The organism is Actinoplanes sp. HUAS TT8, assembly GCF_051380535.1.
In the GTDB taxonomy this organism is placed as follows: domain Bacteria; phylum Actinomycetota; class Actinomycetes; order Mycobacteriales; family Micromonosporaceae; genus Actinoplanes.
Window position 1 is genome coordinate 4,965,234 of record NZ_CP195646.1, and the last position, 21,413, is coordinate 4,986,646.

Below are 21,413 nucleotides of genomic sequence, written 5' to 3' on the forward strand. Positions count from 1 at the left end.
TCGCCGGGACCTGCGGGCGGGGCTCAGCCGTACGCGCGGATGGTTTTTGGTTCGGGAGTCAGGCCGGGCACGCCGTAGCGGGCGTCGAGGATCTGCATGGCGGCGCCGGCGGCGATGGCGTTCTCGGCGAGGGAGGACAGGGAGACGTTGACGGTGAGCCAGTCGGCGCGGGGGACCTGGGTGCGGACCGCGGCGGTGACCGCCGTCAGGTAGGTGGGGCTGTGCCGGAGCAGGTCGGCGCCGGCCAGCACGATGTCGCCCAGGTCGAGGGTCTGCAGGAGGTTGACGACGCCGACGCCGAGGACCCGGGCCGCCCGCGCGATGTCGCCGGCCCGGACCGCCTGGTCGTGGACGGCTTCCAGGCAGCCGTGGCGGCCGCAGGCGCAGGGCGGGCCGTCGAGCTGGACGACGGTGTGGCCGAACTCGCCGGCGTTGGTGTGGGCGCCGCGGTGGGCCGAGCCGCTGAGCCACAGGCCGGCGCCGACCCCGGACTCGACCATGATCAGGGCGGCGTCGCGCAGGCCGGGGCCGCGGCGCCAGGCTTCGGCGGTCACGCCGGCGGTGACGTCCTTGTCGACGTGGACGGGCAGGCCGAGCGCCTGCTGGGCCTGCGCGGCCAGGGGCACGTCGTGCCAGTGCCGCAGCCCGTGGGCGTCGCGGACGGTGCCGGCGGCATGGTCCAGGGGGCCGATCATGCCGACGCCGACGCCGACCAGCCGCCGGCCGAGGTCGCGGGTGCCGCGCAGCTCGGCGACCTGCGCGGCGAGCGCTTCGAGCAGTTCGGCCGGGGTGAAGTCGGTGGGCAGCGGAACCACGGCCGACTCCAGGACGACACCGGCGAAGTCGGTCAGGGCGAGCCGCAGGGTGCGGCGGGACACGTGCGCCCCGATCGCATAGCGGCTGGTGGGCACCAGTTCGTACACCCCGGCGGCGCGGCCGGTGGCCGGGCGCCGCACCCCGGCCGGGGCGATCACCCCGTCGTCGAGCAGCCGCGCCAGAACCTTCGAGACCGCCTGCGGGGTGAGCCCGGTGGCCTCGGCGACGGCGCCGCGCTCGAAGGTCGCCGCGGTCCGCGCCTGGGCGATCACCAGGGCCTCGTTGTAGCCGCGCAGGAAGGTCTGGTGCACCGGATCACTCTAACTGGATCGTTTCGCAACAGCGTTGCTAAAGTCCGCGACCATGGAACACCTCACCGCCCGGCACCGCTGGACCGCCCTGCTCGCCCTCGCCCTCGGCGGCGTCGCGATCGGGCTCACCGAGTTCGCGGCCATGGGGCTGCTCCCCGACATCGCCCAGGACCTGCTCGGTGGCGACTCCCCCGGTCAGGTCGCGCACGCCGGGTGGACCATCACCGCGTACGCGCTCGGGGTGGTCGCCGGCGCCCCGCTGATCGCCGCCCTCACCGCCCGGTGGCGCCGCAAGCGGCTGGTTCTGGCCCTTCTCGTGCTCTTCGTGGCCGGTACGGCCGCCTCGGCCCTGGCCCCGACGTTCGGCCTGGTCCTGGTCGCGCGGTTCGTCGCCGCGCTGCCGCACGGCGCCTACTTCGGCGCGGCCGGGCTGCTCGCCGCCTCCCTCATGGGTCCCGGCAAGGAGGCGCGCGGGTACGCGGCCGTGCTCAGCGGCCTGACCATCGCCAACCTGGTCGGCGTCCCGGCGATGACCAGTCTCGGACAGGCCGCCGGGTGGCGCTCCTCGTACGGCGTGATCACCGGCGTGTTCCTGCTGACCCTGCTGGCCGTCGCGGTCAGCGTGCCCGAGGCCCCGGCCGTGCAGGCCGGTTCGGCCCGTTCCGAGCTGCGCGCGCTGGCCCGCCCGCAGGTGTGGCTGGTCGCCGCGACCGTGGCCGTCGGGTTCGCCGGGTTCTTCGCCGTGAACAGCTACATCGCGCCGGTCACCACCGAGGTGACCGGGCTGTCCACCGGCACGGTCCCGTGGGTGCTGGTCGCATTCGGGCTGGGCATGACCGTCGGCAACGCCGTCGGCGGCTGGTTCGCCGACCGCGACCTGCGACGGGCCCTGCTGCTCGGCTTCACCGGCGTGATCGGGGCGATCCTGTTCTTCGCCCTGTTCGCCGGAACCACGCCGGGCTTGTTCGCCGGCGCGTTCCTGGTCGGGGCGACCAGCCTGTTCCTCGGCCCGGCCCTGCAGGCCCGGCTGATCACGGTCGCGCCGGGCGCCCAGCTGATGGGTGCGGCGGTCAACCAGTCGGCGATGAACGTGGCCAACAGCATCGGGGCGGCGCTGGGCGGTGTGGTCATCGCCTGGGGCTGGGGCTACCTGGCGCCGGCGTGGACCGGGCTGGCGCTCAGCGCGGCCGGACTGATCCTGGCCGCGCTGAGCTTCGCCCTGGATCGTTCACGCTCCCCGCAGCCGGCCCTGGCCGACGGCTGACAGTCGCGGGAACAGCAAGCGCGCGTTGCGGATTCTCACGGCGGGAGCCGGGCGACCTGTCAGGGCCGGGCGGGGCCGGCGTACATCTCGTCGATCAGGCCGGCGTGGTTGCGGGCGACGACCGCCCGTTTGACCTTGAGGCTGGGCGTCATCTCGCCGGCCTCGATGCTCAGCTCACGCGGCAGGATCCGGAACTGCTTGACCGTCTCCCACCGGTTGAGCCCCCGGTTGACCTCGTCGACCGACCGGCGCACGGCCGCCTCGGCGTCGCGGGTGGACAGTCCGCGCGCCGCGTCGGGGTCCAGGGCGACCAGCAGACTGGCGAAGTTGCGCCCGTCGGCGATCAGGACAGCCGCGCTGACCAGCGGACACGCGGCTTTCAGGGCCGACTCGATCGCGGTCGGCGCGATGTACTTGCCGCCGCTGGTCTTGACCAGGTCCTTCTTGCGGTCGGTGATGCGCAGGTAGCCGTCGTCGCCCAGTTCACCGATGTCGCCGGTGGCGAACCAGCCGTCGAGGTCGACGGCGGCCGCGGTCTCTTCCGGCAGCCGGTGGTAGCCGCGCATGACGCCGGGCCCGCGCAGCAGGATCTCGCCGTCGTCGGCGATGCGGACCTCGGTGCCGGTCACGGCCTGCCCGACGGTGCCGGCGCGGACCCGGCCGGGCCGGTTGAAGAACGACACCCCGGTGGCCTCGGTCAGCCCGTAACCCTCCAGGATCGGCAGCCCGGCGCGGGCGAACCACTCGGCGATCTGCGGTGAGAGGGCGGCGCTGCCGGAGAACAGGATCTGCAGCCGGCCGCCGAGCAGGGCCCGGATCCGGGCGAAGACCAGCCGATCGGCGACGCGGCGCCGCCACCGCGCGGCCGGGTCGAGGGCGAACGCCCAGCGGAACAGGGCGCGCGAGAGCCGGCCGCGACCGGCGGTGGTCGCCACGCGGCTGTACATCTTCTCGAAGATCCGGGGCGCGGCGGCCATCACGGTCGGCCGGAGGGTGGCCAGGTTGTCGATGATCCGATCGGCGCGGCCGTCGATCGCGGTGACGAAACCGATCTCGTACTGGGCCGCCAGCAGCAGTTTGCCGAACACGTGGGACAGCGGAAGCCACAGGAAGTGCAGATGCTCGCCGTGCATGAACCGCTCGCCGGCCAGGGCGGCACCGAGCGACAGCCAGTTGCCGTGGGTGAGTTCGACGCCCTTGGGCCGCCCGGTCGTCCCGGAGGTGTAGACGATGGTGGCGACCGCGTCGGCGTCCAGCCCGTGCAGCACTGCGCGAACCGCCTCCGGATCCTCCCGCCGGCCCCGGTCGATGAGCTCGCTGATCGTCAGCACGTCCGGGTCGGCGACCGGTTCGAGGACGACGACGTGCCGGATCGCCGAGATCCAACCCCCTTCGGAGGTACGGAGTTTGGCGACCTGCCCGGCGTCCTCGGCGAAGACGACCACGGCTCGGCTGTCGTCCAGGATGTAGGCCACGTCGTCGGCGCTCGTGGTCGGATACACCGTGGTGGTGGCCGCGCCGGCGCACATCACGGCGAGGTCGGCGAGCACCCACTCGATGCGGGTCGAGGCGGCGATGGCGACCCGGTCGCCGGGTGACACGCCCAGCGTGAGCAGGCCGGCGGCCAGTCCGGTGACCCGCTCGGCGACCTGCGTCCAGGTCAGCGACGACCAGGCGTCCCCGGGGCCGGGGTGGCGGAACGCCTCGGTGTCGCCGAAGTCGGCGCAGCGGTCGAGGAAGCGGGCGCCGACCGAGGTGGCGGGTGTCGTCATGCCGGCTGCCTCTCGCCGGTGGCGGTGATGCCGGTGCCGGTGATCCCGGCCGACTCCAGCAGCCGGCGCCAGGCCCGTAGATCGGCGTGGTCAGCGGCCGCGGCGATGATCCGGTCCGGGCGGACCAGCAGGGCCTGCGCTCCGGCCGTGTCGAGCAGCGCGCCCAGGGCGTCGTCGGTCGCGGCGTCGAGCACGGTCACGCCCAGCGTGTCGAAGAACGCCCGGAGGCCCGGTTCGAACGCGTCGAGGCCCGGCCCTCGGCCGATGACGGCGAACCCGTCACCCAGGACCTCGTCGAGCCTCACCGGATGGCCGGCGACCTGGATCGTGGGCTGCGGGCACGGCGTTCCGGCGCCGGGAGCGACCAGTGGGCCGGGTGGAAACGCCGGCCAGGCGGTGTCGAGAACGCGCTGCTCGACCCCGGGGATCCGGGTGACAGCGCGTAACCACAGGCGGCGGGCGGCGGTGCCTCCGGTCATGATCCAGCCGACCAGGATCGCCATCCGGATCACGCGGCGTGCGTACGGGCGCCGTTCACGCCCGTACGTCGCAAGAATCTGATCCTGTGCTTTTCCGGTCAGAACCAGGGCCAGTTTCCAGGTCAGGTTGGCCGCGTCGCGGATGCCCGCGCACATGCCCTGGCCGATGAACGGCGGTGTCAGGTGGGCCGCGTCGCCGAGCAGGAACACGCGTCGGTCCTGCCAGCGGTCGGCGACCGCGCCGCGGAAGGTGTACCAGGTGCGGCGCCGGACGGTGACCGCGGCCGGGTCGACCGGGCCGAGCCACGGCCTGATCAGATCGTGCACGTCCCGGTCGGTGAGGTCGTCGGGTTGCTCGCCCGGGCGCAGCCGGAACTCCCAGCGGTAGCGACCCGGGGTGACCATCATGAACGTCGCCGCCCGGTCGCGATCGCAGACCTGCTGCACCCCGGCGTAGGCGTCGAGCGGTTGCGGGCTGTGCACGTCGACGACCAGCCACCGCTGCTCGAACCCGAGGTCCTCGAGGGCGGCGCCGATGGTGGTCCGGGTCAGGCTGTTCGCGCCGTCGCAGCCCAGCACCGCGTCGGTCCACACCTCGTGCTCGGCGCCCGAGCCGACCTCGCGGTAGCGGACCCGGACCGGGGCCGGACCGCCGGTGACCTGCTCGATCGCGTGCACCTCGACGCCGCCGCGCGGCTCCGCCGCCGGCAGTTCGGTCAGCCGGTCCCGCAGCAACCGCTCCAGGTCGGGCTGGTCGAACATGTTGGCCTGCGGATAGCCGTGCAGCGGCCCGGCCGGGTCGCGGGTGAACTCGGCCAGCACCCGCAGCCGGGCGTCGACCAACTGCATCCCGGCGGCCGGCCGGGAGATCGCCCGCAGCCGGTCGCCGAGGCCGATCCCGGCCAGAATCCGGAAGACCTCGTCGTCGAAGTGGACGGCCCGGGGCAGCGGGTAGACCTGCGGCCAGCGCTCCAGGACCAGGCAGGCGATCCCGCGCCGGGCCAGCATGATCGCGGCGGTGGCGCCGGTCGGCCCGGCCCCGATGACGACCGCGGGCACGTGTTCGGTCATCGCGCTCACCGCACCGTGGTGTGCTGGACGCCCAGGTCCAGGACGCCGTCGTCGGTGCGGATACCGGCCGTGACCTGGTCGCCCGGTTGCAGGTAGGCGCGGCTGCGCGCCTGGGTGCGGACGAACATCTCCCAGCGTTTCGCCTCGGGCAGCAGCCCGGCGATCCGCTGGACGAGGGCCCCGGGCGGTTGCAGGGCGACCCCGCCGGGTGTTCCGGTGAGCAGCAGGTCGCCGACCTGCAGGTGTTCAAGACCGGACAGCTCGGTCAGGGTGGCGGCCGGGTCGAAGACCATGTCGCCGGCGAGGCCGTCCTGACGTCGGACGCCGTTGACCGACAGGGTCAGCCGCAGGTCACGCCATCGGGACACCTCGGCGGCGTCCGGAACGCACAGGTAAGGCCCGACCGGGCAGAAGCTCGGATAGCTCTTGCCCTTGAACCACTGCCCCTGCGGCAGCTGCACGTCACGGGCGCTGACATCGTTGGCGACCACGAAACCGGCCACGAACTCGGGCAGGGTCTCGTCGGTGACCGTGATCGGTCCGGTGATCGCCCGGCCGAGCACGATCCCGAGTTCGATCTCATAGTCGAGCAGACGTACGTGCGCGGGCCGCACGATGGCGTCGTCCGGCCCCGATAGCGACGCCGTCGACTTGGTGAACAGCATGTTGAAGGCGCGGCCGGGATCCATGCCGGACTCGGCCATGTGCGAGCGGTAGTTGGCGCCCTGGCAGAACACGCGCGCGCGTGGCGTCGGATGCAGCAGCCGCACCTCGCCGATCGCGGGACCGGCCGCATCCGGGTCGGCCAGCAGTTTCCGGGCCGCCTCGACCCCGTCGGCCAGGACATCGACGACGGTCACCAGCCCGGCCGGCAGGGGCAACAAAAACCCTTCCCGGGGTACGGCCCACCGCGGTCCCCCGGCAGCGAGGTAGCGAACCAGATCGACGCTCATGACGACGCCACCTTCAGCAGACCGATCAGACGACGTACGTCGAAATCGTTGGTGTCGTCTCGCAAAGCCGAGATCACATCCCTGATCAGGTGCGGGGACGGCTTGGCGCCGAGGAAGTCGCGGGTGACCGACGGGCCCCACTGGGCCAGACCGCTGGCCGACATCTGCGCCCAGCCGGCCGCGATGCTGTTGTCGAACAGGTCGCCGTCGGCGAAGTGCTCGACCATGACACTGTCCGGGTCACGCCAGTAGTCGAAGATCTGGCTGCCCTGGATGTGCCGGCCGATCCCCCACGCACGGTGATAGCCGCGCTGCTTGAGGAACTCGCCGCCGGCGGCGACCGCGTCCAGGTCGGCGACCTGATAAGCCGAGTGGACGTAACGCGGCGCCGGGCCCAGATGCATGGCCAGGGTGTGATGGTCGGCCGGGGTGCCGCCGCGGTCACAGCGGATGAACGCCATGGTCGGGCCGCGGTCGCGCTGACCCGGGAAGTACAGGAAGTCGCTGACGATCAGGCCGAGATGGTGCAGATACCAGTCCAGGTTCCGGGCGAACGACGGTGTCTCGACGACCACGTGACCGAGCCGCTCGATCCGGGCCGGCGCGCGTTCCGGGCGCTGCGGGGTGTTGGTGCGCCGGACCGTCCCGAAGTTCAGCGGCAGCGGCGCCTGGCGCGGCAGCTCGGGCAGCGACTCCACACCGGCGACGACCCGCACCGGCATGCCGGACGGATCCCGCAGCTCGACCACCGCTCCCCCGCCGACGCCCCGGCGCTCGTCCACGGTCGCCCCGGTCTCGCGGGCCAGCCGCCGCAGATCGTCGACGCCGGCCGCGCGGAACGCCGGACCGACGAACCGTGACCGCGGGCCCCGGCGGATGATCACGCACTGGGTGCCGGCGATCGTGCCGCGCAGGTGAAGCTCCTGGCCGGTGCGGTAGGCCGTGCTGAACCCGAAGTCGTGGGCGAACCGCTCGGCCGCGTCCAGATCGGGTTTCTCGAACTCCAGCCAGGCCAGGTCCTCGACCTTGATCACCGGATTCGCGTCCCGGTCGGCCCGCTCACCGCGGTGGGCGCCGTCCTCGCTGTGCAGATCCTCGTGAGCCGTCACTGAGTGATCCTTTCCTCGTTGCTGATGAAAGTATCAGTTTGAGGAACCGGTCCGTCAATGATGGAGTCATCACTTATCGCGGGGGGCGCCTCAGCTCAGTGGGGGCAGCGAACGAGCGGCTATCGCGCGGGCCTCGTCGTGAGGCAGGCCGAGCATGCGCAGCAGGTGGACGGCCAGGCCGTCGGCGCGGCGGTCGATCTCGGCCGCGTCCTCGGTCTCCAGGCCCAGGTGCATGACCCCGAGCAGGGCGCCGCCGACACAGGCGATGGCCAGGGCCGGGTCGTCGAACTGCAGGCGGCGGACGTCACGGGCGTGCTCCAGATCTCGCAGCGCCCGCGGCGCCAGCCCGGACTTCGAGGTCAGGTAGCGCGCGCCGGTCCGGTCGATGATCTTCGCGATCTCCGGGTTGGTCTTCGGGAACCGGGCGGTGATCCGCACGGCGACCGCGAAGACCTCGGCGGCATCCGAGAGCCCGGCGGTCACCTCGTCGAGCATCGCGCCGTGCTCCTCGATCACCTGATCGATGGCCGCGTCGAACAGCTCCTGCTTGGAGGCGAAGTGGTTGTAGAACGTGCCGAAACCGAGATCGGCCGCGTCGGTGACCTCCTGAATGCTCACCTCGGCCGGGTCGCGCTTGGTCAGCAACTCCCGCGCGGCGGCGATCAGGGCGGCCCGGGTGCGAGCCTTGCGCCGGTCGACCCGATTGCCCTCAGCGCCGCTCACCATCCGGTCATCGTATCCGCGGCCTGATGACAGCCGGATTTCCCGCCCGGCCGGCCTCCCGCTCGGCCCACGTGGTGAAATCGGTCGCCGGGCGGCCCAGAACCTGCTCGACGCCGTCGGACAGGTAGGCGTCGGCGCCCGAGCGGATCCCGCCGAGCATGGCCATCCGCCAGTGGATGTAGCCCTCGGGTGTACCCGCGGCCCGCAGCCGGGCGACGTGCTCGTCGTCGCTCTCGGACTCGAACCGCACCGGGCGGCCGGAGACCTTCTCCAGGACCGCGGCGGCCTCGGCGAACGTGATCGCCTCCGGGCCGGACAGCTCCAGGATCTGGCCACGACGGCGGGCGTCGGTGAGCGCGGCGGCGGCCACCTCGGCCAGGTCGTCGACGTCGACGAACGGCTCGGCGCCGTCACCGACCGGGGCGATGATCCGCCCGTCGGCCGGGACGAACATGGCCTCGGTGAAGTTCTGCGCGAAGTGGGTCGGGCGCAGGATCGTCCAGGCCAGCGGGCCGGTACGCAGCGCCTGCTCGGCGTGGGCGACAGCACCGTCGGGCAGGAACTCGACGCCGCGGGCCGACAGCAGGACGGCGTGGGCGGCGCCCGCCCGCTCGGCGCGGTGCAGCAGCCGGGTCAGCGTCGGACTCCAGTCGGTGGCCGAGCCGGGGCCGACGACGAACACGCCGTCCGCGCCGGCCAGCGCGCTGTCCCAGGTGCTCTCGTCGTGCCAGTCGAAACGTACGGGGGTGTTACGGCCGACGGGAAGCGCCGCATCGCCGAGCAGTGCGGTGAGACGACGACCGACCTTGCCCGTACCGCCGAGAACTAAGAAATGTGCCATGCGATTGACGTTAGAGCCGGTGCCTGAGACGACCAATGCGTGAAAGCCGTCAGTCTATTCGTGTTCGTCTACGCTGGGTCGGTGGACATTCTCAGCGACGAGCTGGCGCGGGCCCGGGCCCAAGGCGCGCTGTTCTCGGTGCTGCGCCGGACCGGCCCGTGGGGGCTGCGGTTCGCCGGGGACCGTCCGCTGACCGCGCACATCCTGCTGGACCAGGACGGCTGGCTGGAACGGGCCGGGCACGAACCGCTGCCGCTGCGGGCTCGTGAGGTCGTGCTGGCCACCGCCGGTGAGCCGTACTCGGTCGTCAGCGAACCCGGCGCCGTGACGGTGCCGATCGGCGAGGCCCGGCAGCGGGGATCGGATCTTTCACCCGGGCCGGCCGCGACCGTGCTGTGCGGGGCCTACGTCCTGTCCGGAAGTGTCGCCGCCACGCTGCTGTCCAGCATCCCGCGCTTCGCCGTCGTCGCCGCGACCGAACCGGGGCACGCGGCGGCGGTCGACCTGCTCGCCGTGGAGATCAACCGGGACGGGCCCGGCCAGCAGGCGCTGCTCGACCGGCTGCTCGACCTCAACCTGGTCTATGCGCTGCGCTCCTGGTGGCAGCAGGCGGACGTGCCGGCGCCGGGCTGGTTCCGGGCGATGGGCCACCCGGCGTTGCGGCGGCTGCTGGAAGAACTGCACGCCCACCCCGAACGGCCGTGGACCGTCGCGACGATGGCGCAGGCCACCGGCCTGTCGAGGGCCGCGTTCGCCGAACTGTTCCACCGGCTGGTGGGCCAGACGCCCAGCCGGTACCTGACCGGGCTGCGGATGAGCCGCGCGCAGGACGCGCTCATCCGCAGCGACGTGCCGCTGGCGTCGATCGCGGTCAACGCCGGTTACCGCAACCAGTTCGCCTTCGCGACCGCGTTCCGCCGGGCCCACGGCCTGTCCCCCGGCCGCTGGCGCCAGCAGGCCCACGGGTCCCCGCCGCCGAGCTGACCCCTCAGCTCAACGGGGTGCCGGTGAGCTCGGCCAGCGCACCGAGCAGCCGCTCCTGGAAGGCGGCGTCGTGCACGGCCGGGTGCGGTGTGCGCCGCCGCTGGTGGAACCAGTAGCCGCCGCTGGTCAGCGCCTCCGGGTCGGTGCTGGTGGCCAGCCACTCCTGGGTCAGGTGCCCGAGCCGCAGATCGTCCGGGGCGCCCGGCCCGCCCATCCGGGTCGGCACCCAGCCCGGATCGACCGTGTTGCTGTACACCCGCGGCCGGAGCCGGGCGACCGCCGCGGCGAGCGTGGCGACGAACAGTTTGCTGTCGGAATACGTGCCGCCGCGCCGCAGCCGCGACACGTCGGCCCGGCCGCCCTCGTGCATGCCACTGGTCAGGTAGACGAGCCGTTCCGGCCCTTCGATCAGCGCGGTCAGCAGGTACGGCGCGACGATGTTGACCGGCATGATCTGCCCGCCCTGATAGACGCCCGCGTTGTGGATCACCACGTCGACCCGGCCGAGCCGACCGACCTGCTCGGCCACCGCCCGTGTCTCGCCCTGATCGGCCAGATCCCCGGCGACGGCCGCCGCGCCCCGGTCGATCAGGTCCTTGACCGCGGCCAGCCGCTCGGTGCTGCGGGCGTGCACGACGACCTGGTGACCCTCGTCGAGCAGGGTCCCGGCGGCGGCCCGCCCGAGACCGTCGGCCGACCCGGTGATGAAGATGCGCGCCACGTTGCTCCCTGTCCGCCGGCCGACTCCGGATATCAGGCATACACCCGGCCCGGCGCGGATGCCACCGCCGCCCGGTGTTCGCGGCGGCGCAGGATCAGAGCGGTGACCAGCAGAGCGGTGAACAGCGGGACCATCAATGCCCCGTACACCTTGAAGATCAGGTAGGGGTCCTCGGCCGCCAGACCGGCGAAGTCCCAGAGTCCGTGCAGGACGATCGCGGCGAGCAGCCCGGCCGCCGACATGGCCCAGCGACCCACGGCCGTCCGGCGCCGGGTGCCCGCGGCGATACCCAGCCCGGTCAGCGCGACCAGGAACGCGTGCATGAACGGGATGAGCACGAGCCGCAGGACGAACGTGACGGCCAGCAGCGTGGTCGCGTCCCGGTCGCCGGGCGTGAACTTCGTCAGGGCGCCGCCCAGGTAGTAGATGTTCTCGGTGAACGCGAACCCGGCGCCGGCCAGCCCGCCGTAGACGATCCCGTTGAGCAGCCCGCTGATCCGATCCCGGCGATGGACCAGCAGCCAGACCAGGAACAACGCCTTGAGCACCTCCTCGGTGACCGGTGTGATCACCAGCGGATGGAACCAATGGCTGAACCCGGGACCGCCGACCGCGTCGGTGAGCTGCTCGATCCATCGCTGCGAGAAGATCGCGCCGAGCGCCGCGAACGACGCGCCCCACAGAAAGGCCGAGGCGAGGCGCCCGGGACGTTCGCGGTCCCACCGGTCGAGCCAGCGGATCGCCGCCACCACGACCGTCGCCACCACGGCGGCCACCGGCAGGCCGGCCAGCGCCCCGCTCACTCCGATCTGGGTGACGACCCAGGTGTTCGCGCCGATCAGGGCCACGCCGGCGGCCAACGGCCAGATGATTCGCTGTGCGGAAAGAGTCACCCGGGCAGGAGACACTGTGCCGTCGCGGCATACTCAACCCCCGATTCGCGTACGGGAGTAAAAAGTGGCCTGGAGCACCCGCGAGCTCGCCCAGCTGGCCGGCACGAGCCTGCGCGCCGTGCGGCACTACCACGAGATCGGGCTGCTCGACGAGCCCGTGCGCCGGTCCAACGGGTACAAGGTGTACCGGACCGAGCATCTGGTGCGCCTGGTGCAGATCCGGCGGCTGACCGAGCTGGGTTTCTCGCTCGCGCAGATCGCGACCATGGACGAGACCGGACCGGCCGGGCGGGACGAGGCGATCCGGGCCGTCGACGACGAGCTGACCGCGGCGATCGCCCGGCTCGAACAGGCCCGCGCCGAGTTGGCCGAGTTCCGCCGGCACGCGGCGCCACCGGACATGCCGCCCCGGCTGTCGGCCGCCGCCAGTGACGCCGGGTTGTCGCCGGCCGACCGGTCGTTCTACGCCGTGCTGGCCCAGCTGTTCGGCGCGCAGAGCACCGAGCACTGGCGCGACCTGGTGCGCAGCTCGCACCGCGACGCCGCGGCCGAGGAGTTCGACGCGCTCACCGAGGACGCCGACGATGCCGTACGGGAAAACCTCGCCCGTCGTTTCGCCGAGCGGGCCGCCGCGGTGAGCGCGGAACATCCGCCACCGGCCGCGCTGACGGTCGGCCCGGCGGCCGGTGAGGCCCTGATCCAGGTGCTGCTCGACGTCTACAACCCGGCTCAGCTCGACGTCCTGCGCCGCATGTGGCAGCTGCTCGGCTACCTCTGATCGCCGGCCGCGCCGGGGAACGCGTCGACCCCGGTGAGCTGCGCCGACAGGGTCCACAGCCGGGCCGCCTCGCCCGGGTCCACGGCGTGGGCCATCACGCCGCCGGTGGAGTAGTCGAAACTGGTGGTCAGCTCGGCGACCTCGCAGTCCTCCAGGTAGAGACCGCCGAGCCCGTCGAGCTGCGGCGAAGTGGCGGCCCAGACCGAGGTCGCGGCCCCCTGCTCGGGAGTCTTGTAGGCGTCCGGGTCGGCCGGGGTGCCGTCCTCGTTCGCCCAGCCCATCGCCACCTGTTCGGCCAGTGGCAGATGACGCTGCAGCTCGGTGTCGATGACGCCCGGGTGCACGGCGAACGCGCGCACCCCGGACTCCCGGGCGAGGGCGTCAAGACGTACGGCGAAAAGGCTGTTGGCGCTCTTCGACTGCCCGTAGGCGAGCCACTTGTCGTAGTCCGAGGCGGTGAAATCCGGGTCCTGCCAGCGGATGCCGCCGGCGTAGTGGCCCTTCGAGCTGACCGCCACGACGCGGGCCTCGGCGGTGTCCCGGAGAGCCGGCCACAGCCGGTTGACCAGGGCGAAGTGGCCGAGGTGGTTGGTCGCGAACTGCGACTCCCGGCCGGCGCCGACGCGTCGCAGCGGCGGGGCCATGATCCCGGCCGAGGCGATCACCATGTCCAGGCGGCGCCGCGAGGCCAGGAAACGATCGGCGAACCGGGCCACGCTGTCCAGGCCGGCCAGGTCGAGGGCGTCGACCTCGGCACCGTCGAGGCCGGCCAGGGCCGTTCGCGCGAGCTCCGGTCGCCGGGCCGGCACGACGACCCGGGCGCCGGCGGCGGCCAGCGCCCGGGTCGTCGCGAGCCCGATCCCGGAGTAACCGCCGGTGACGATCGCCACCCGGCCGGACAGGTCGCGTCCTTCCAGGACCTCGGTGGTCGTCGTCCGCGGGCCGAAGCCGGAACCGATTTTGTGCTGCATCGCATCTCCTCAGGTCGGTGGGGCCGGTCCAGCCAAGCCGGGCCGGCACCGACGTTCCAGACTCTGCAAGGGGGCTACTTTCGGTGACTCCCTGCGGGGTGAGCCGGGCGGTATCGTCGCGATCATGGGGAGTTCTCCACAGGCCCGGGCCGAGATGCGCCGGCAGATCCACGGCTTCCTGTCGGTGCGGCGGGCCCGGCTCACGCCGCGACAGGCGGGCCTGCCCGCGGGCACCGGCCACCGGCGGGTCACCGGCCTACGCCGGGAAGAGGTGGCCGCGCTCGCCGGCATCAGCGTCCAGTACTACATCCGGCTCGAACGCGGCGACGCGACAGGAGTCTCGGAGACCGTGCTGGGCAGCGTCAGCCAGGCGTTGCAGCTCACCGCCGCGGAACACGAACACCTGGTCGAGCTGGCCCGCACCGGCGACGGCACCCGCCCCTGCCGTCCGGCCCTGGCGGGCACCGGGCTGCGGGCGCCGGTGCGGCGCATCCTGGACGCGATGACCGGGATCCCGGCCGTGGTGGTCGACGGGCGTCTCGATCTGGTCGGCGCCAACGCGCTCGGCCGGGCCCTGTACGAGCCGATGTTCGCCGGCGGCTGTGCCGGGGCCAACCTCGCCCGGTTCCTCTTCGGCGACCCGGCGGCGCGGACCTTCTGGCGTGACTGGGAGACGGTCGCCGACGACACCGTCAGCCGGTTGCGGGCCGAGGCCGGCCGTAACCCCTGCGACCATCGGCTGGCCGGCCTCGCCCGTGAACTGGCCGCGACCAGCGCGGACTTCCGCGACCGGTGGGCCCGGCACGATGTCCGGGTGACGGCGTCCGGGGTCCGGCGCATCCATCACCCGGTGGTCGGGGAGCTCGAACTGCCCTTCGAGACCACGCCGCTGGCCGCCGACCCCGGGCAGACGCTGCTCATGGTCACCGCTGAGCCGGGGAGCCCGAGCGAGGACGCCCTCACGATGCTGGCCGGCTGGACTGCTACCGCCCGTACCTCATAGGCGTTTTTTGAAAGAACCGCCTATCCGGGTCGGCGGGCACTCTCGGCGGCCCGGGTGAATGCGCGCAGGGTGGTGGCGAAGGCGAGCCGGCCGGCGAATCCCACCACCGGATCGATGTGCCGGGTCAGCCGGCGTGGCGAGACGGTCACGTCCTCGGTCCAGGCGACCCGGCAGTGCCGGCCGGGCAGCGGTGTCACGGTGAACAATGCCCGGCCGTGCACCACCCGCCCCGACTTGGCGACCTCGCAGCGGCCGGGGGCGGCGCCCGGCTCGTCACCGGCCGGCGGCTCCCAGACGACCACGGTCATCGGGTCGTCGAAGGCCAGCGGGCCCACGCCGGTGCGGGCCACGAACCTGGCGCCGACCCCGTCCGGGCGCGGGGTGGTGGTCCGGACCGTGGTCAGCGGCACCCAATCGCCGTGCCGGGGCCAGTCCACCAGCACGTTCCAGGCGACCGACGCCGGCGCGCGGACGTCACGGGCAACGGTGAACAGGGCCATCGCGGTACTCCCGGAACGTCGGCGGGCAGGGTCGCTCGCGGCAACGATAGGCGCACCGATCGTCAGTAGCCGGTTTCCACGCGGATGGCCACGGCCGGGCAGACGGCGGCGGCCTGCTGCACATCATCAAGAGAACCAGGATCGGGTACGGCGGTGAGCAGCACCGCCACACCGTCCTCGTCCCGCTGATCGAAGACCTCCGGGGCGGCCATGACGCACTGGCCGGAGGAGACGCACTTGTCCTGGTCCAGGATGACCTTCATCAGGAATCACCAGCTCACGGGGAGTTCGTAGACGCCGTAGACGGCGCCGTCGTGTTTGAACGGGATGTTCTCCAGGGCGGTCGCCCGGCGCAGGGTCGGGACGCGGCGGTAGAGCGTGCTGTAGACGACCTGCAGTTCCAGCCGGGCCAGGGGCTGGCCGAGGCACTGGTGCACGCCGAAGCCGAACGCGACGTGCCGGCGGGCGTCGCGGGTCAGGTCCAGCTCATCAGGGTCGGGGAAGACGTCCGGGTCCCGGTTGCCGATGTCGTTGGCCATGATCAGGCCTTCGCCGGCGCGGATCGTGACGCCGGCGATGTCGATGTCGGCCAGGGCCACCCGGCGCCGGCCGGTGTGGGTGATGTTGAGGTAGCGCAGCAGTTCCTCGACGGCGCCGGCGACCAGTTTCGGATCGTCGCCGTCGCGGAGCAGGGCCAGCTGGTCCGGGTGTTCGAGCAGGGCGAGCGTGCCCAGCGCGATCATGTTGGCGGTGGTCTCGTGCCCGGCGACCAGCAGCAGCACTCCGATGCCGGCCGCGTCGGACCGTTGCAGCTCACCGGCCTCGACCCGGGCGACCAGCTGGGACAGCAGGTCGCCGGTGGGCTGATCGGTCTTCTGTTCGAGCAATCGGTCCAGGTAGTCGTGCAGCGCCTGGAACGAGGCAGCGCGCTGTTCCGGGGCGACACTGCGGCTGATCAGGTTGCGGCTGTGACCCTGGAACAGGTCGTGGTCGGCGTACGGGACACCGAGCAGCGCGCAGATCACCAGCGACGGGACGGGCAGGGCGAACGCCTCGACCAGGTCGACCGGGTTCGGGCCGGCCAGCATCTCGTCGATCAGGTCGTCGACGATCTTCTGTACGGCCGGGCGCAGGGCCTCGACCCGCTTGATCGCGAACGGGGCGGTGACCATGCGACGCAGCCGGGCGTGCTCCGGGTCGTCCATCAGGATGAACCCGATGTTGCCCCCGGCGCCCGGCCGCGCCGGCGAGGGGAACGGGTAGCCGGGCCGGCGTGGGTCGGAGCTGAGCCGGGGGTCGGCCAGCAGCGTGCGCTGCTCGGCGTAGCGGGTGACCAGCCACGGGGTCGTGCCGTCCCAGAGCTCGACCCGGGTCAGGGGCGCCTGTTCCTGGAGTCGATGCAGGTCAGGGGGTGGATCGAACGGGCATTGGGGGGCCCGTGACATGGGGAAGGCGGCAGCGGTTTCGTGCGCCATGGGGTTAACCTCCTCGATACAGTCGTGCCGAGGTGTTAGGGCTGATTTCGGCCCTTCGTCGGGTTCAGTCAACGCGTGGGGGCCACTTTAAGTCAAGCATCTGATTTACGACTCGGAAGGCGTTCCTGGTCCGGCGACGAGACCGTCGTCGCATTGACGATTTCCCGGAGGGCGGCGACGTGCCCCTCGTACGCCTTGCGGCCCGGACGGGTCATCGACAACCACACCCGCCGGGTGTCCGAGCCGAGACGTTCCTGCTTGACGTAACCGGCGTCGACGAGGGCGGCGACCTGTTTGCTCAGTGCCGACGGGCTCAGATCCAGATGGTCCTTGATCACCGACAGCTCTACGGTGCCGCCGGCGACGAGCATCGCGCAGATCCGCAGCCGGTGCGTCGGGTGGATGATCGGATCGAGTTCCATGGTCACCGCGGCGCCCCGGTCGACCGGCGGTGCACCACGCTGCCGGCCAGGTAGAAGGAGGACGCCGCGATGGCCAGGACGACGATCGGCCACACATGCGTGGTGGTCTCGGCGACGATGAACGCGCCGAGCAGGCACGCGATCGCGGCGACCACCGAGGCGAGGAAGAGGCGGCTGGTGGGGTAGGCGAACGGCGTGCCCATCCGATACCCGGCCAGCATGTTGACCGCGATGAGCACGGCGCCGCCGGCGAGGAGGGGGACGAAGCCGTCGTCGCCCAGCGCGAAGGTCAGCGTCATGGCGCCCACCAGGAGGGCGTTGACCGGGTAGAGCCAGACGGGCCAGGGAGTGTCCCGGACGGCGCGCTGCACCGTGTCGATGTTCGCCAGCGCTTCGCGGGCCTCGGCCGGGTTCGGAACCTGCAGTTCGTTTTCCATGGTGGAAACTATCGCAGATACTTTCCGCCATGGCAACCTTCAACCGCTCGGAAACTATATGGGCGCACACGGCCTACGCTCGAACTGTGATCACCTGCGTCGTGCACTACACGATCGACCCGGCCCGGATCGAGGCGTTCGAACGGTTCGCCGGTGAATGGATGCGGCTGGTGGCCAAGCACGGCGGCACCCACCACGGCTACTTCCTGCCGGCCGAGGGGGCCAGCGACCGCGCCGAGGCGTTGTTCAGCTTCGAGAGCCTGGCCGCCTACGAGCGCTACCGGTCCCGGTTCGGCCAGGACCCGGAGTTCGTCGCGGCCGACCGGATCCGGGACGAGTCCGGCTGCGTCGTGCGATATGACCGGACGTTCATGCGGCCGCTGCTGCCGCCCGCACCGCCGGCCTGGGCCGGACTGATCGAGGGGCTGGCCTGCTCGCCCGGCACCCGGGCAACCCGGAACATCCGCTGCACGTCGAGGACGACCAGCTCTTCGTCCTGGCCGACGCCACGTCGTTCACCGACGACGAGTTGGACCGTCTCGTGTCGCTCGGCTTCACCGTGAACCGCGAGGGCGGCTTCTACTCGTTCCGCTTCGACGGCGCCTGAAACCCATGAACGGTCACGGTGAAGAGGTGCTGGTTCCTCCGTACGCGCAAATGGGGTTGATCTAAACCTCGGGGATCGACCGGCCGAACGCTTCCGGGGTGATGGCGGAGATGCGGACGAGGGACTTGGTGGCGCGGCGGTCGATCATGGCGTCGTAGGCGTCCTTGATCCCGTCGAGCCCGGTCTCGTAGTCGAAGACCAGCCCCGGGTTGATGCTGCCGGCCAGCACGTCGGGCAGCAGCTCAGGGATGTAGCGGCGGGCCGGCGCGATGCCACCGCGCAGACCCACGTTGCGGAAGATGACCGTCGGCAGTGGCACCGACGACTCGTGGGGCACGCCGACCGCGCCGACGATCGAGCCGACCCGGGCGACACCGAACGCGGTGGCCATCGACTCGCCGGTGCCCACGCATTCGAGGGCCGCGTCGACCCCGATCCCGCCGGTCAAGTCCATGATCAGCTTGGTGGCGTCGTCGCCGCGCTCGGTGACCACGTCGGTCGCGCCGAACTCGCGGGCCAGGGCCTGGCGGGTCGGGTTGCGGCTCAGCGAGATGATCCGCTCGGCGCCGAGTCGTTTGGCCGCGATGACCGCGCACAGCCCGACCGCCCCGTCCCCGACGACTGCCACCGTGTCGCCGGGCTTGACGCCCGCGCTGAACGCGGCATGGTGCCCGGTGCACATCACATCAGAAAGGGCCACCAACGATTTGAGTACGGCATCGGAGTGCGAGCCGCCCGGCACCTTCACCAGGGTCGCGTCGGCGAACGGCGCGCGCACGTACTCGCCCTGCCCGCCGTCCACGCCATGATTGCCGAACGAGCCGCCGTTGAGGCAGTTCCCGGTCCAGCCGGCCCGGCAGTTGGCGCAGGTCCCGTCGCAGAACGTGAACGGCGCGATGACCAGATCCCCGGGCGCGATCGTGGTGACGGCGGCCCCGACCTGCTCGACGACGCCGATGAACTCGTGACCGATCGGCCCCGGGGCGTGCGGGTTCACGCCGCGGTAATACCAGAGGTCGGAGCCGCAGACGCAACCGAGAGTCACTCGTACGATCGCGTCGGTCGGATGTTGAATGTGCGGGTCGGGACGCTCGCCGACCGTGATGTCGCCGGGGCCGCCGTAGAGAGTGGCACGCATGATCAGTGGTCCTTTCCTGTGGTGCCACCAGCAAACCCCCGGCCGACACCGACGGGGAGCCACTGGTCAAAGGGGTACCAGCAGGGACCCCCTCACGCGGTTCCGGATGCCTAACCTGGGTTCATGGACAACCGCGATGAGGTACGGGCGTTCCTCAGCTCCCGCCGGGCGAAGGTCACCCCGGAGCAGGCCGGGATTCCCGCGTACGGAAGTCGCCGGGTCGCCGGACTCCGTCGTGGTGAGGTCGCCGCCCTCGCCGGGGTCAGCGTCGAGTACTACACCCGGCTGGAACGCGGCAACCTCGGCGGCGTCTCCGACAGCGTCCTGGACGCCGTCGCCCGCGCGTTGCAGCTCGACGACACCGAGACCACCCACCTGCACCACCTGGCCCGCGCCGCCGGCCCCACCCCGGCCCGGATGCGAACCCGCCGGGACCGGGCGCCCGAGATCCGCCCGGCGGTCCGGCGCGTGCTCGACTCGATGACCGGGGTGCCCGCGTTCCTGCGCAACCACCGCTTCGACATCCTGGCCGCGAACCCGCTCGGCCTGGCCCTCTACGCACCCATGCTCGCCGGCGGCGCGACGCTGCCGGTGAACACGATGCGGTTCAGTTTCCTCGACCCGCACGCCCCGGCGTTCTACCCGGACTGGCCGCAGATCGCCCGCTCGTCGGTCGCCGCCCTGCGCATCGCCGCCGCCCGGCACCCCGACGACCAGCAGCTGATGAACCTGATCGGCGAACTGTCCATGCGCAGCGAACCGTTCCGCGGCTGGTGGGCGACCCAGGACGTGTACGTGCACCGCCACGGCGTCAAACGTCTCCGGCACCCGGCGGTCGGCGAGTTGGAGCTGGCCTTCGAGGGTTTCGAACTGTCCGGCGAGGACAACCTGACCGTCCTGACCTACTCGGCCGAGCCGGGCACCCCGTCCGGCGACGGCCTGGAACTGCTCGCCACCTGGGCGGCGACGCAGGACAGCGTCACCGCCTGAGCCCGCATGACGGTCCCCCGGGCTCACCGCTCGGCGTGCAGCTTGGCGGCGATCCGGTCGACGGCCTGCTTCGCCTCGACCAGGCTGACCCCGGTCTGTTTGCGGTAGGCGCGGACGGCGTGAATCATCTGCCCCTTCTCCAGGTGACGAATCACCTCAGGATCCTCGGGCGCGACGATGCCGAGGTGGTCCATCACCAGGTCGAGCTTGCGCTGGACGGCCGCGAGCTGGGCCGCGGACGGGTTCCGGTCCTGGAACCAGGCGCCGACCGCGGCCGCGATCGAGCCGATAGTGGCGATCACCAGCAAGGACGCTTCGAACGGATCCATCGACACATCTAATCAGCGGCGCGCAAGCATGATCCGGCGCCGCCCCGGGTACCAGCGCGCCGTGACGAGCGACGAGCAGACCGACCTGGAGCAGCGGCGCACGACCGCGGCCATGCACGACACGGCGGAGAAGCTGGAAGTGATCGAGGGCCGCCTGCACGACATCGCCGAGCGGGCGCGCGGCGCCGACACCACCGCCCGCATCCACGCGCTCGGGGCCGACGTCACCGCCGAGGCCGCCGCCATCGACCGTCGCGCCGACCTCCTCGACGAGACGTGACTCTCAGTGCGGCCGGTCCGGGCGTCCTTCGTTCCATGAGTTGCCGCAAACGCCGCCGGACGCGATGTGCCGCTTCCACTCCTGCTCCGCGGTCGCCTTCATAGCGGCCGGCTCCCAGTACGCGTTGTAGTCGTCGCTGAGGCACACCCGGCGGGCGGTCAGATCCTGCTCGGCGGGGGTTCTGACCCGGGACCACAGCGAACCTCGCCAGGTAAGGGCCGGCCATTCGCGGTAGGGCGCAGGTTTGCTGCAGACCATCATCCAGCCGGTCACCTCGGTGTCCGGCCGCTCTTGCTGGTCGGCGGGATCCAGGTAGGCGCCGTCGGGACCGTAGCCGACCGTGACAATGGCGTCGGTGACGCTGATGCCCAGCGATCCATCGAGAAAGACGGGGGCGATCCAGCCTTGGTGGTGCCCGTCGTCCGAGATGTAGCTCATGGCACTCCCCTGTGTCAGAAATCTTGACCAGTGCTCTTCAGATGGTGCCAGCAGACATTCCTCCGACGCGGCCACGGAGCTTCAGGAACCGGGGCGGATCAGATCAGC

Annotated in this window: 25 protein-coding genes; 7 read left to right on the plus strand and 18 right to left on the minus strand. The window is 71.8% G+C overall.

The window, feature by feature from the left end; all coding sequences use genetic code 11:
- Positions 1 to 23: 23 nt before the first annotated feature.
- Positions 24 to 1,127, minus strand: a complete 1,104-nt coding sequence (locus ACSHV8_RS22145; protein ID WP_436535655.1) for an ROK family transcriptional regulator — start codon at positions 1,125 to 1,127, stop codon at positions 24 to 26.
- A gap of 52 nt (positions 1,128 to 1,179) precedes the next feature.
- On the opposite strand from ACSHV8_RS22145, the gene ACSHV8_RS22150 reads away from it, so the two are divergent.
- On the plus strand, positions 1,180 to 2,391 hold the full coding sequence (locus ACSHV8_RS22150; RefSeq protein WP_436535656.1) for an MFS transporter: 1,212 nt from the start codon (positions 1,180 to 1,182) through the stop codon (positions 2,389 to 2,391).
- A 59-nt stretch (positions 2,392 to 2,450) separates the two neighbouring features.
- Here the strand turns inward: ACSHV8_RS22150 and ACSHV8_RS22155 are convergent, their stop codons facing one another.
- The 6 genes from ACSHV8_RS22155 to ACSHV8_RS22180 all read right to left on the minus strand — a co-directional run bounded on the left by ACSHV8_RS22155 (position 2,451) and on the right by ACSHV8_RS22180 (position 9,339).
- Positions 2,451 to 4,163, minus strand: a complete 1,713-nt coding sequence (locus ACSHV8_RS22155; RefSeq protein ID WP_436535657.1) for an AMP-dependent synthetase/ligase — start codon at positions 4,161 to 4,163, stop codon at positions 2,451 to 2,453.
- Complete coding sequence (locus ACSHV8_RS22160; RefSeq protein ID WP_436535658.1) at positions 4,160 to 5,713, minus strand: bifunctional 3-(3-hydroxy-phenyl)propionate/3-hydroxycinnamic acid hydroxylase; 1,554 nt, start codon at positions 5,711 to 5,713, stop codon at positions 4,160 to 4,162. Before ACSHV8_RS22160 ends, ACSHV8_RS22155 begins: the two co-directional genes overlap by 4 nt.
- Before the next feature lie 5 nt (positions 5,714 to 5,718).
- Positions 5,719 to 6,666: a fumarylacetoacetate hydrolase family protein gene (locus ACSHV8_RS22165; protein WP_436535659.1), complete on the minus strand. Its 948-nt coding sequence runs from the start codon at positions 6,664 to 6,666 to the stop codon at positions 5,719 to 5,721.
- On the minus strand, positions 6,663 to 7,775 hold the full coding sequence (locus ACSHV8_RS22170; protein WP_436535660.1) for a VOC family protein: 1,113 nt from the start codon (positions 7,773 to 7,775) through the stop codon (positions 6,663 to 6,665). Before ACSHV8_RS22170 ends, ACSHV8_RS22165 begins: the two co-directional genes overlap by 4 nt.
- 90 nt (positions 7,776 to 7,865) lie before the next feature.
- The gene (locus ACSHV8_RS22175; protein ID WP_436535661.1) at positions 7,866 to 8,501 is read right to left on the minus strand and encodes a TetR/AcrR family transcriptional regulator; all 636 of its coding nucleotides are present in this window, start codon (positions 8,499 to 8,501) and stop codon (positions 7,866 to 7,868) included.
- Between the two features lie 4 nt (positions 8,502 to 8,505).
- Positions 8,506 to 9,339 carry an NAD(P)H-binding protein gene (locus ACSHV8_RS22180; RefSeq protein WP_436535662.1) on the minus strand — a complete coding sequence of 278 codons (834 nt, stop codon included), beginning with the start codon at positions 9,337 to 9,339 and terminating at the stop codon, positions 8,506 to 8,508.
- Positions 9,340 to 9,420: 81 nt separating this feature from the next.
- Between ACSHV8_RS22180 and ACSHV8_RS22185 the strand changes: the two genes are divergently transcribed.
- A complete protein-coding gene (locus ACSHV8_RS22185) occupies positions 9,421 to 10,323 on the plus strand; it encodes a cupin domain-containing protein (protein WP_436535663.1) in 903 nt (300 codons plus the stop codon).
- Positions 10,324 to 10,327: 4 nt separating this feature from the next.
- On the opposite strand, the gene ACSHV8_RS22190 is transcribed toward ACSHV8_RS22185, so the two are convergent.
- Positions 10,328 to 11,044: an SDR family NAD(P)-dependent oxidoreductase gene (locus ACSHV8_RS22190; protein ID WP_436535664.1), complete on the minus strand. Its 717-nt coding sequence runs from the start codon at positions 11,042 to 11,044 to the stop codon at positions 10,328 to 10,330.
- A 32-nt stretch (positions 11,045 to 11,076) separates the two neighbouring features.
- A complete protein-coding gene (locus tag ACSHV8_RS22195) occupies positions 11,077 to 11,937 on the minus strand; it encodes a PrsW family intramembrane metalloprotease (protein WP_436535665.1) in 861 nt (286 codons plus the stop codon).
- Between the two features lie 64 nt (positions 11,938 to 12,001).
- Between ACSHV8_RS22195 and ACSHV8_RS22200 the strand changes: the two genes are divergently transcribed.
- The gene (locus ACSHV8_RS22200; protein ID WP_436535666.1) at positions 12,002 to 12,715 is read left to right on the plus strand and encodes a MerR family transcriptional regulator; all 714 of its coding nucleotides are present in this window, start codon (positions 12,002 to 12,004) and stop codon (positions 12,713 to 12,715) included.
- Here ACSHV8_RS22200 and ACSHV8_RS22205 read toward each other — a convergent pair.
- A complete protein-coding gene (locus ACSHV8_RS22205) occupies positions 12,706 to 13,686 on the minus strand; it encodes an oxidoreductase (protein ID WP_436535667.1) in 981 nt (326 codons plus the stop codon). The two genes, ACSHV8_RS22200 and ACSHV8_RS22205, sit on opposite strands and share 10 nt — an antisense overlap.
- A gap of 124 nt (positions 13,687 to 13,810) precedes the next feature.
- On the opposite strand from ACSHV8_RS22205, the gene ACSHV8_RS22210 reads away from it, so the two are divergent.
- Entirely contained in the window at positions 13,811 to 14,689 is an 879-nt protein-coding gene (locus ACSHV8_RS22210) for a helix-turn-helix domain-containing protein (protein WP_436535668.1), read from the plus strand.
- A 20-nt stretch (positions 14,690 to 14,709) separates the two neighbouring features.
- Here ACSHV8_RS22210 and ACSHV8_RS22215 read toward each other — a convergent pair whose 3' ends face one another.
- The 5 genes from ACSHV8_RS22215 to ACSHV8_RS22235 all read right to left on the minus strand — a co-directional run bounded on the left by ACSHV8_RS22215 (position 14,710) and on the right by ACSHV8_RS22235 (position 17,523).
- Entirely contained in the window at positions 14,710 to 15,189 is a 480-nt protein-coding gene (locus ACSHV8_RS22215) for an SRPBCC family protein (protein WP_436535669.1), read from the minus strand.
- Positions 15,190 to 15,251: 62 nt separating this feature from the next.
- On the minus strand, positions 15,252 to 15,455 hold the full coding sequence (locus tag ACSHV8_RS22220; RefSeq protein ID WP_436536864.1) for a ferredoxin: 204 nt from the start codon (positions 15,453 to 15,455) through the stop codon (positions 15,252 to 15,254).
- Positions 15,456 to 15,458: 3 nt separating this feature from the next.
- Positions 15,459 to 16,664 (minus strand): cytochrome P450, encoded by a 1,206-nt coding sequence (locus ACSHV8_RS22225; RefSeq protein WP_436535670.1) that lies wholly within the window; start codon positions 16,662 to 16,664, stop codon positions 15,459 to 15,461.
- A 92-nt stretch (positions 16,665 to 16,756) separates the two neighbouring features.
- Entirely contained in the window at positions 16,757 to 17,086 is a 330-nt protein-coding gene (locus tag ACSHV8_RS22230) for a transcriptional regulator (RefSeq protein WP_436536867.1), read from the minus strand.
- 2 nt (positions 17,087 to 17,088) lie between these two features.
- Positions 17,089 to 17,523 (minus strand): hypothetical protein, encoded by a 435-nt coding sequence (locus tag ACSHV8_RS22235; protein WP_436535671.1) that lies wholly within the window; start codon positions 17,521 to 17,523, stop codon positions 17,089 to 17,091.
- Between the two features lie 86 nt (positions 17,524 to 17,609).
- Here ACSHV8_RS22235 and ACSHV8_RS22240 point away from each other — a divergent pair, with 86 nt between their 5' ends.
- Complete coding sequence (locus ACSHV8_RS22240; RefSeq protein WP_436535672.1) at positions 17,610 to 18,086, plus strand: NIPSNAP family protein; 477 nt, start codon at positions 17,610 to 17,612, stop codon at positions 18,084 to 18,086.
- A gap of 105 nt (positions 18,087 to 18,191) precedes the next feature.
- Here the strand turns inward: ACSHV8_RS22240 and ACSHV8_RS22245 are convergent, their stop codons facing one another.
- The gene (locus tag ACSHV8_RS22245) at positions 18,192 to 19,268 is read right to left on the minus strand and encodes a zinc-dependent alcohol dehydrogenase family protein (protein WP_436535673.1); all 1,077 of its coding nucleotides are present in this window, start codon (positions 19,266 to 19,268) and stop codon (positions 18,192 to 18,194) included.
- A 123-nt stretch (positions 19,269 to 19,391) separates the two neighbouring features.
- Between ACSHV8_RS22245 and ACSHV8_RS22250 the strand changes: the two genes are divergently transcribed.
- Positions 19,392 to 20,258, plus strand: coding sequence for a helix-turn-helix transcriptional regulator (locus tag ACSHV8_RS22250; RefSeq protein WP_436535674.1), 867 nt, complete (start codon positions 19,392 to 19,394; stop codon positions 20,256 to 20,258).
- A 23-nt stretch (positions 20,259 to 20,281) separates the two neighbouring features.
- On the opposite strand, the gene ACSHV8_RS22255 is transcribed toward ACSHV8_RS22250, so the two are convergent.
- Positions 20,282 to 20,587, minus strand: a complete 306-nt coding sequence (locus ACSHV8_RS22255; RefSeq protein WP_436535675.1) for a hypothetical protein — start codon at positions 20,585 to 20,587, stop codon at positions 20,282 to 20,284.
- Positions 20,588 to 20,648: 61 nt separating this feature from the next.
- On the opposite strand from ACSHV8_RS22255, the gene ACSHV8_RS22260 reads away from it, so the two are divergent.
- Positions 20,649 to 20,867: a hypothetical protein gene (locus tag ACSHV8_RS22260; RefSeq protein WP_436535676.1), complete on the plus strand. Its 219-nt coding sequence runs from the start codon at positions 20,649 to 20,651 to the stop codon at positions 20,865 to 20,867.
- Positions 20,868 to 20,870: 3 nt separating this feature from the next.
- On the opposite strand, the gene ACSHV8_RS22265 is transcribed toward ACSHV8_RS22260, so the two are convergent.
- A complete protein-coding gene (locus tag ACSHV8_RS22265; RefSeq protein WP_436535677.1) occupies positions 20,871 to 21,305 on the minus strand; it encodes a hypothetical protein in 435 nt (144 codons plus the stop codon).
- Between the last annotated feature and the right edge of the window lie 108 nt (positions 21,306 to 21,413).

Bases quoted from the DNA above. Each gene is read 5' to 3' on its own strand.
- ACSHV8_RS22150 (WP_436535656.1), top strand. From the start codon at position 1,180: ATGGAACACCTCACCGCCCGGCACCGCTGGACCGCCCTGCTCGCCCTC.
- ACSHV8_RS22155 (WP_436535657.1), bottom strand. From the start codon at position 4,163: ATGACGACACCCGCCACCTCGGTCGGCGCCCGCTTCCTCGACCGCTGC.
- ACSHV8_RS22160 (WP_436535658.1), bottom strand. From the start codon at position 5,713: ATGACCGAACACGTGCCCGCGGTCGTCATCGGGGCCGGGCCGACCGGC.
- ACSHV8_RS22165 (WP_436535659.1), bottom strand. From the start codon at position 6,666: ATGAGCGTCGATCTGGTTCGCTACCTCGCTGCCGGGGGACCGCGGTGG.
- ACSHV8_RS22175 (WP_436535661.1), bottom strand. From the start codon at position 8,501: ATGGTGAGCGGCGCTGAGGGCAATCGGGTCGACCGGCGCAAGGCTCGC.
- ACSHV8_RS22180 (WP_436535662.1), bottom strand. From the start codon at position 9,339: ATGGCACATTTCTTAGTTCTCGGCGGTACGGGCAAGGTCGGTCGTCGT.
- ACSHV8_RS22205 (WP_436535667.1), bottom strand. From the start codon at position 13,686: ATGCAGCACAAAATCGGTTCCGGCTTCGGCCCGCGGACGACGACCACC.
- ACSHV8_RS22210 (WP_436535668.1), top strand. From the start codon at position 13,811: ATGGGGAGTTCTCCACAGGCCCGGGCCGAGATGCGCCGGCAGATCCAC.
- ACSHV8_RS22215 (WP_436535669.1), bottom strand. From the start codon at position 15,189: ATGGCCCTGTTCACCGTTGCCCGTGACGTCCGCGCGCCGGCGTCGGTC.
- ACSHV8_RS22225 (WP_436535670.1), bottom strand. From the start codon at position 16,664: ATGGCGCACGAAACCGCTGCCGCCTTCCCCATGTCACGGGCCCCCCAA.
- ACSHV8_RS22230 (WP_436536867.1), bottom strand. From the start codon at position 17,086: ATGGAACTCGATCCGATCATCCACCCGACGCACCGGCTGCGGATCTGC.
- ACSHV8_RS22235 (WP_436535671.1), bottom strand. From the start codon at position 17,523: ATGGAAAACGAACTGCAGGTTCCGAACCCGGCCGAGGCCCGCGAAGCG.
- ACSHV8_RS22245 (WP_436535673.1), bottom strand. From the start codon at position 19,268: ATGCGTGCCACTCTCTACGGCGGCCCCGGCGACATCACGGTCGGCGAG.
- ACSHV8_RS22250 (WP_436535674.1), top strand. From the start codon at position 19,392: ATGGACAACCGCGATGAGGTACGGGCGTTCCTCAGCTCCCGCCGGGCG.
- ACSHV8_RS22255 (WP_436535675.1), bottom strand. From the start codon at position 20,587: ATGGATCCGTTCGAAGCGTCCTTGCTGGTGATCGCCACTATCGGCTCG.
- ACSHV8_RS22265 (WP_436535677.1), bottom strand. From the start codon at position 21,305: ATGAGCTACATCTCGGACGACGGGCACCACCAAGGCTGGATCGCCCCC.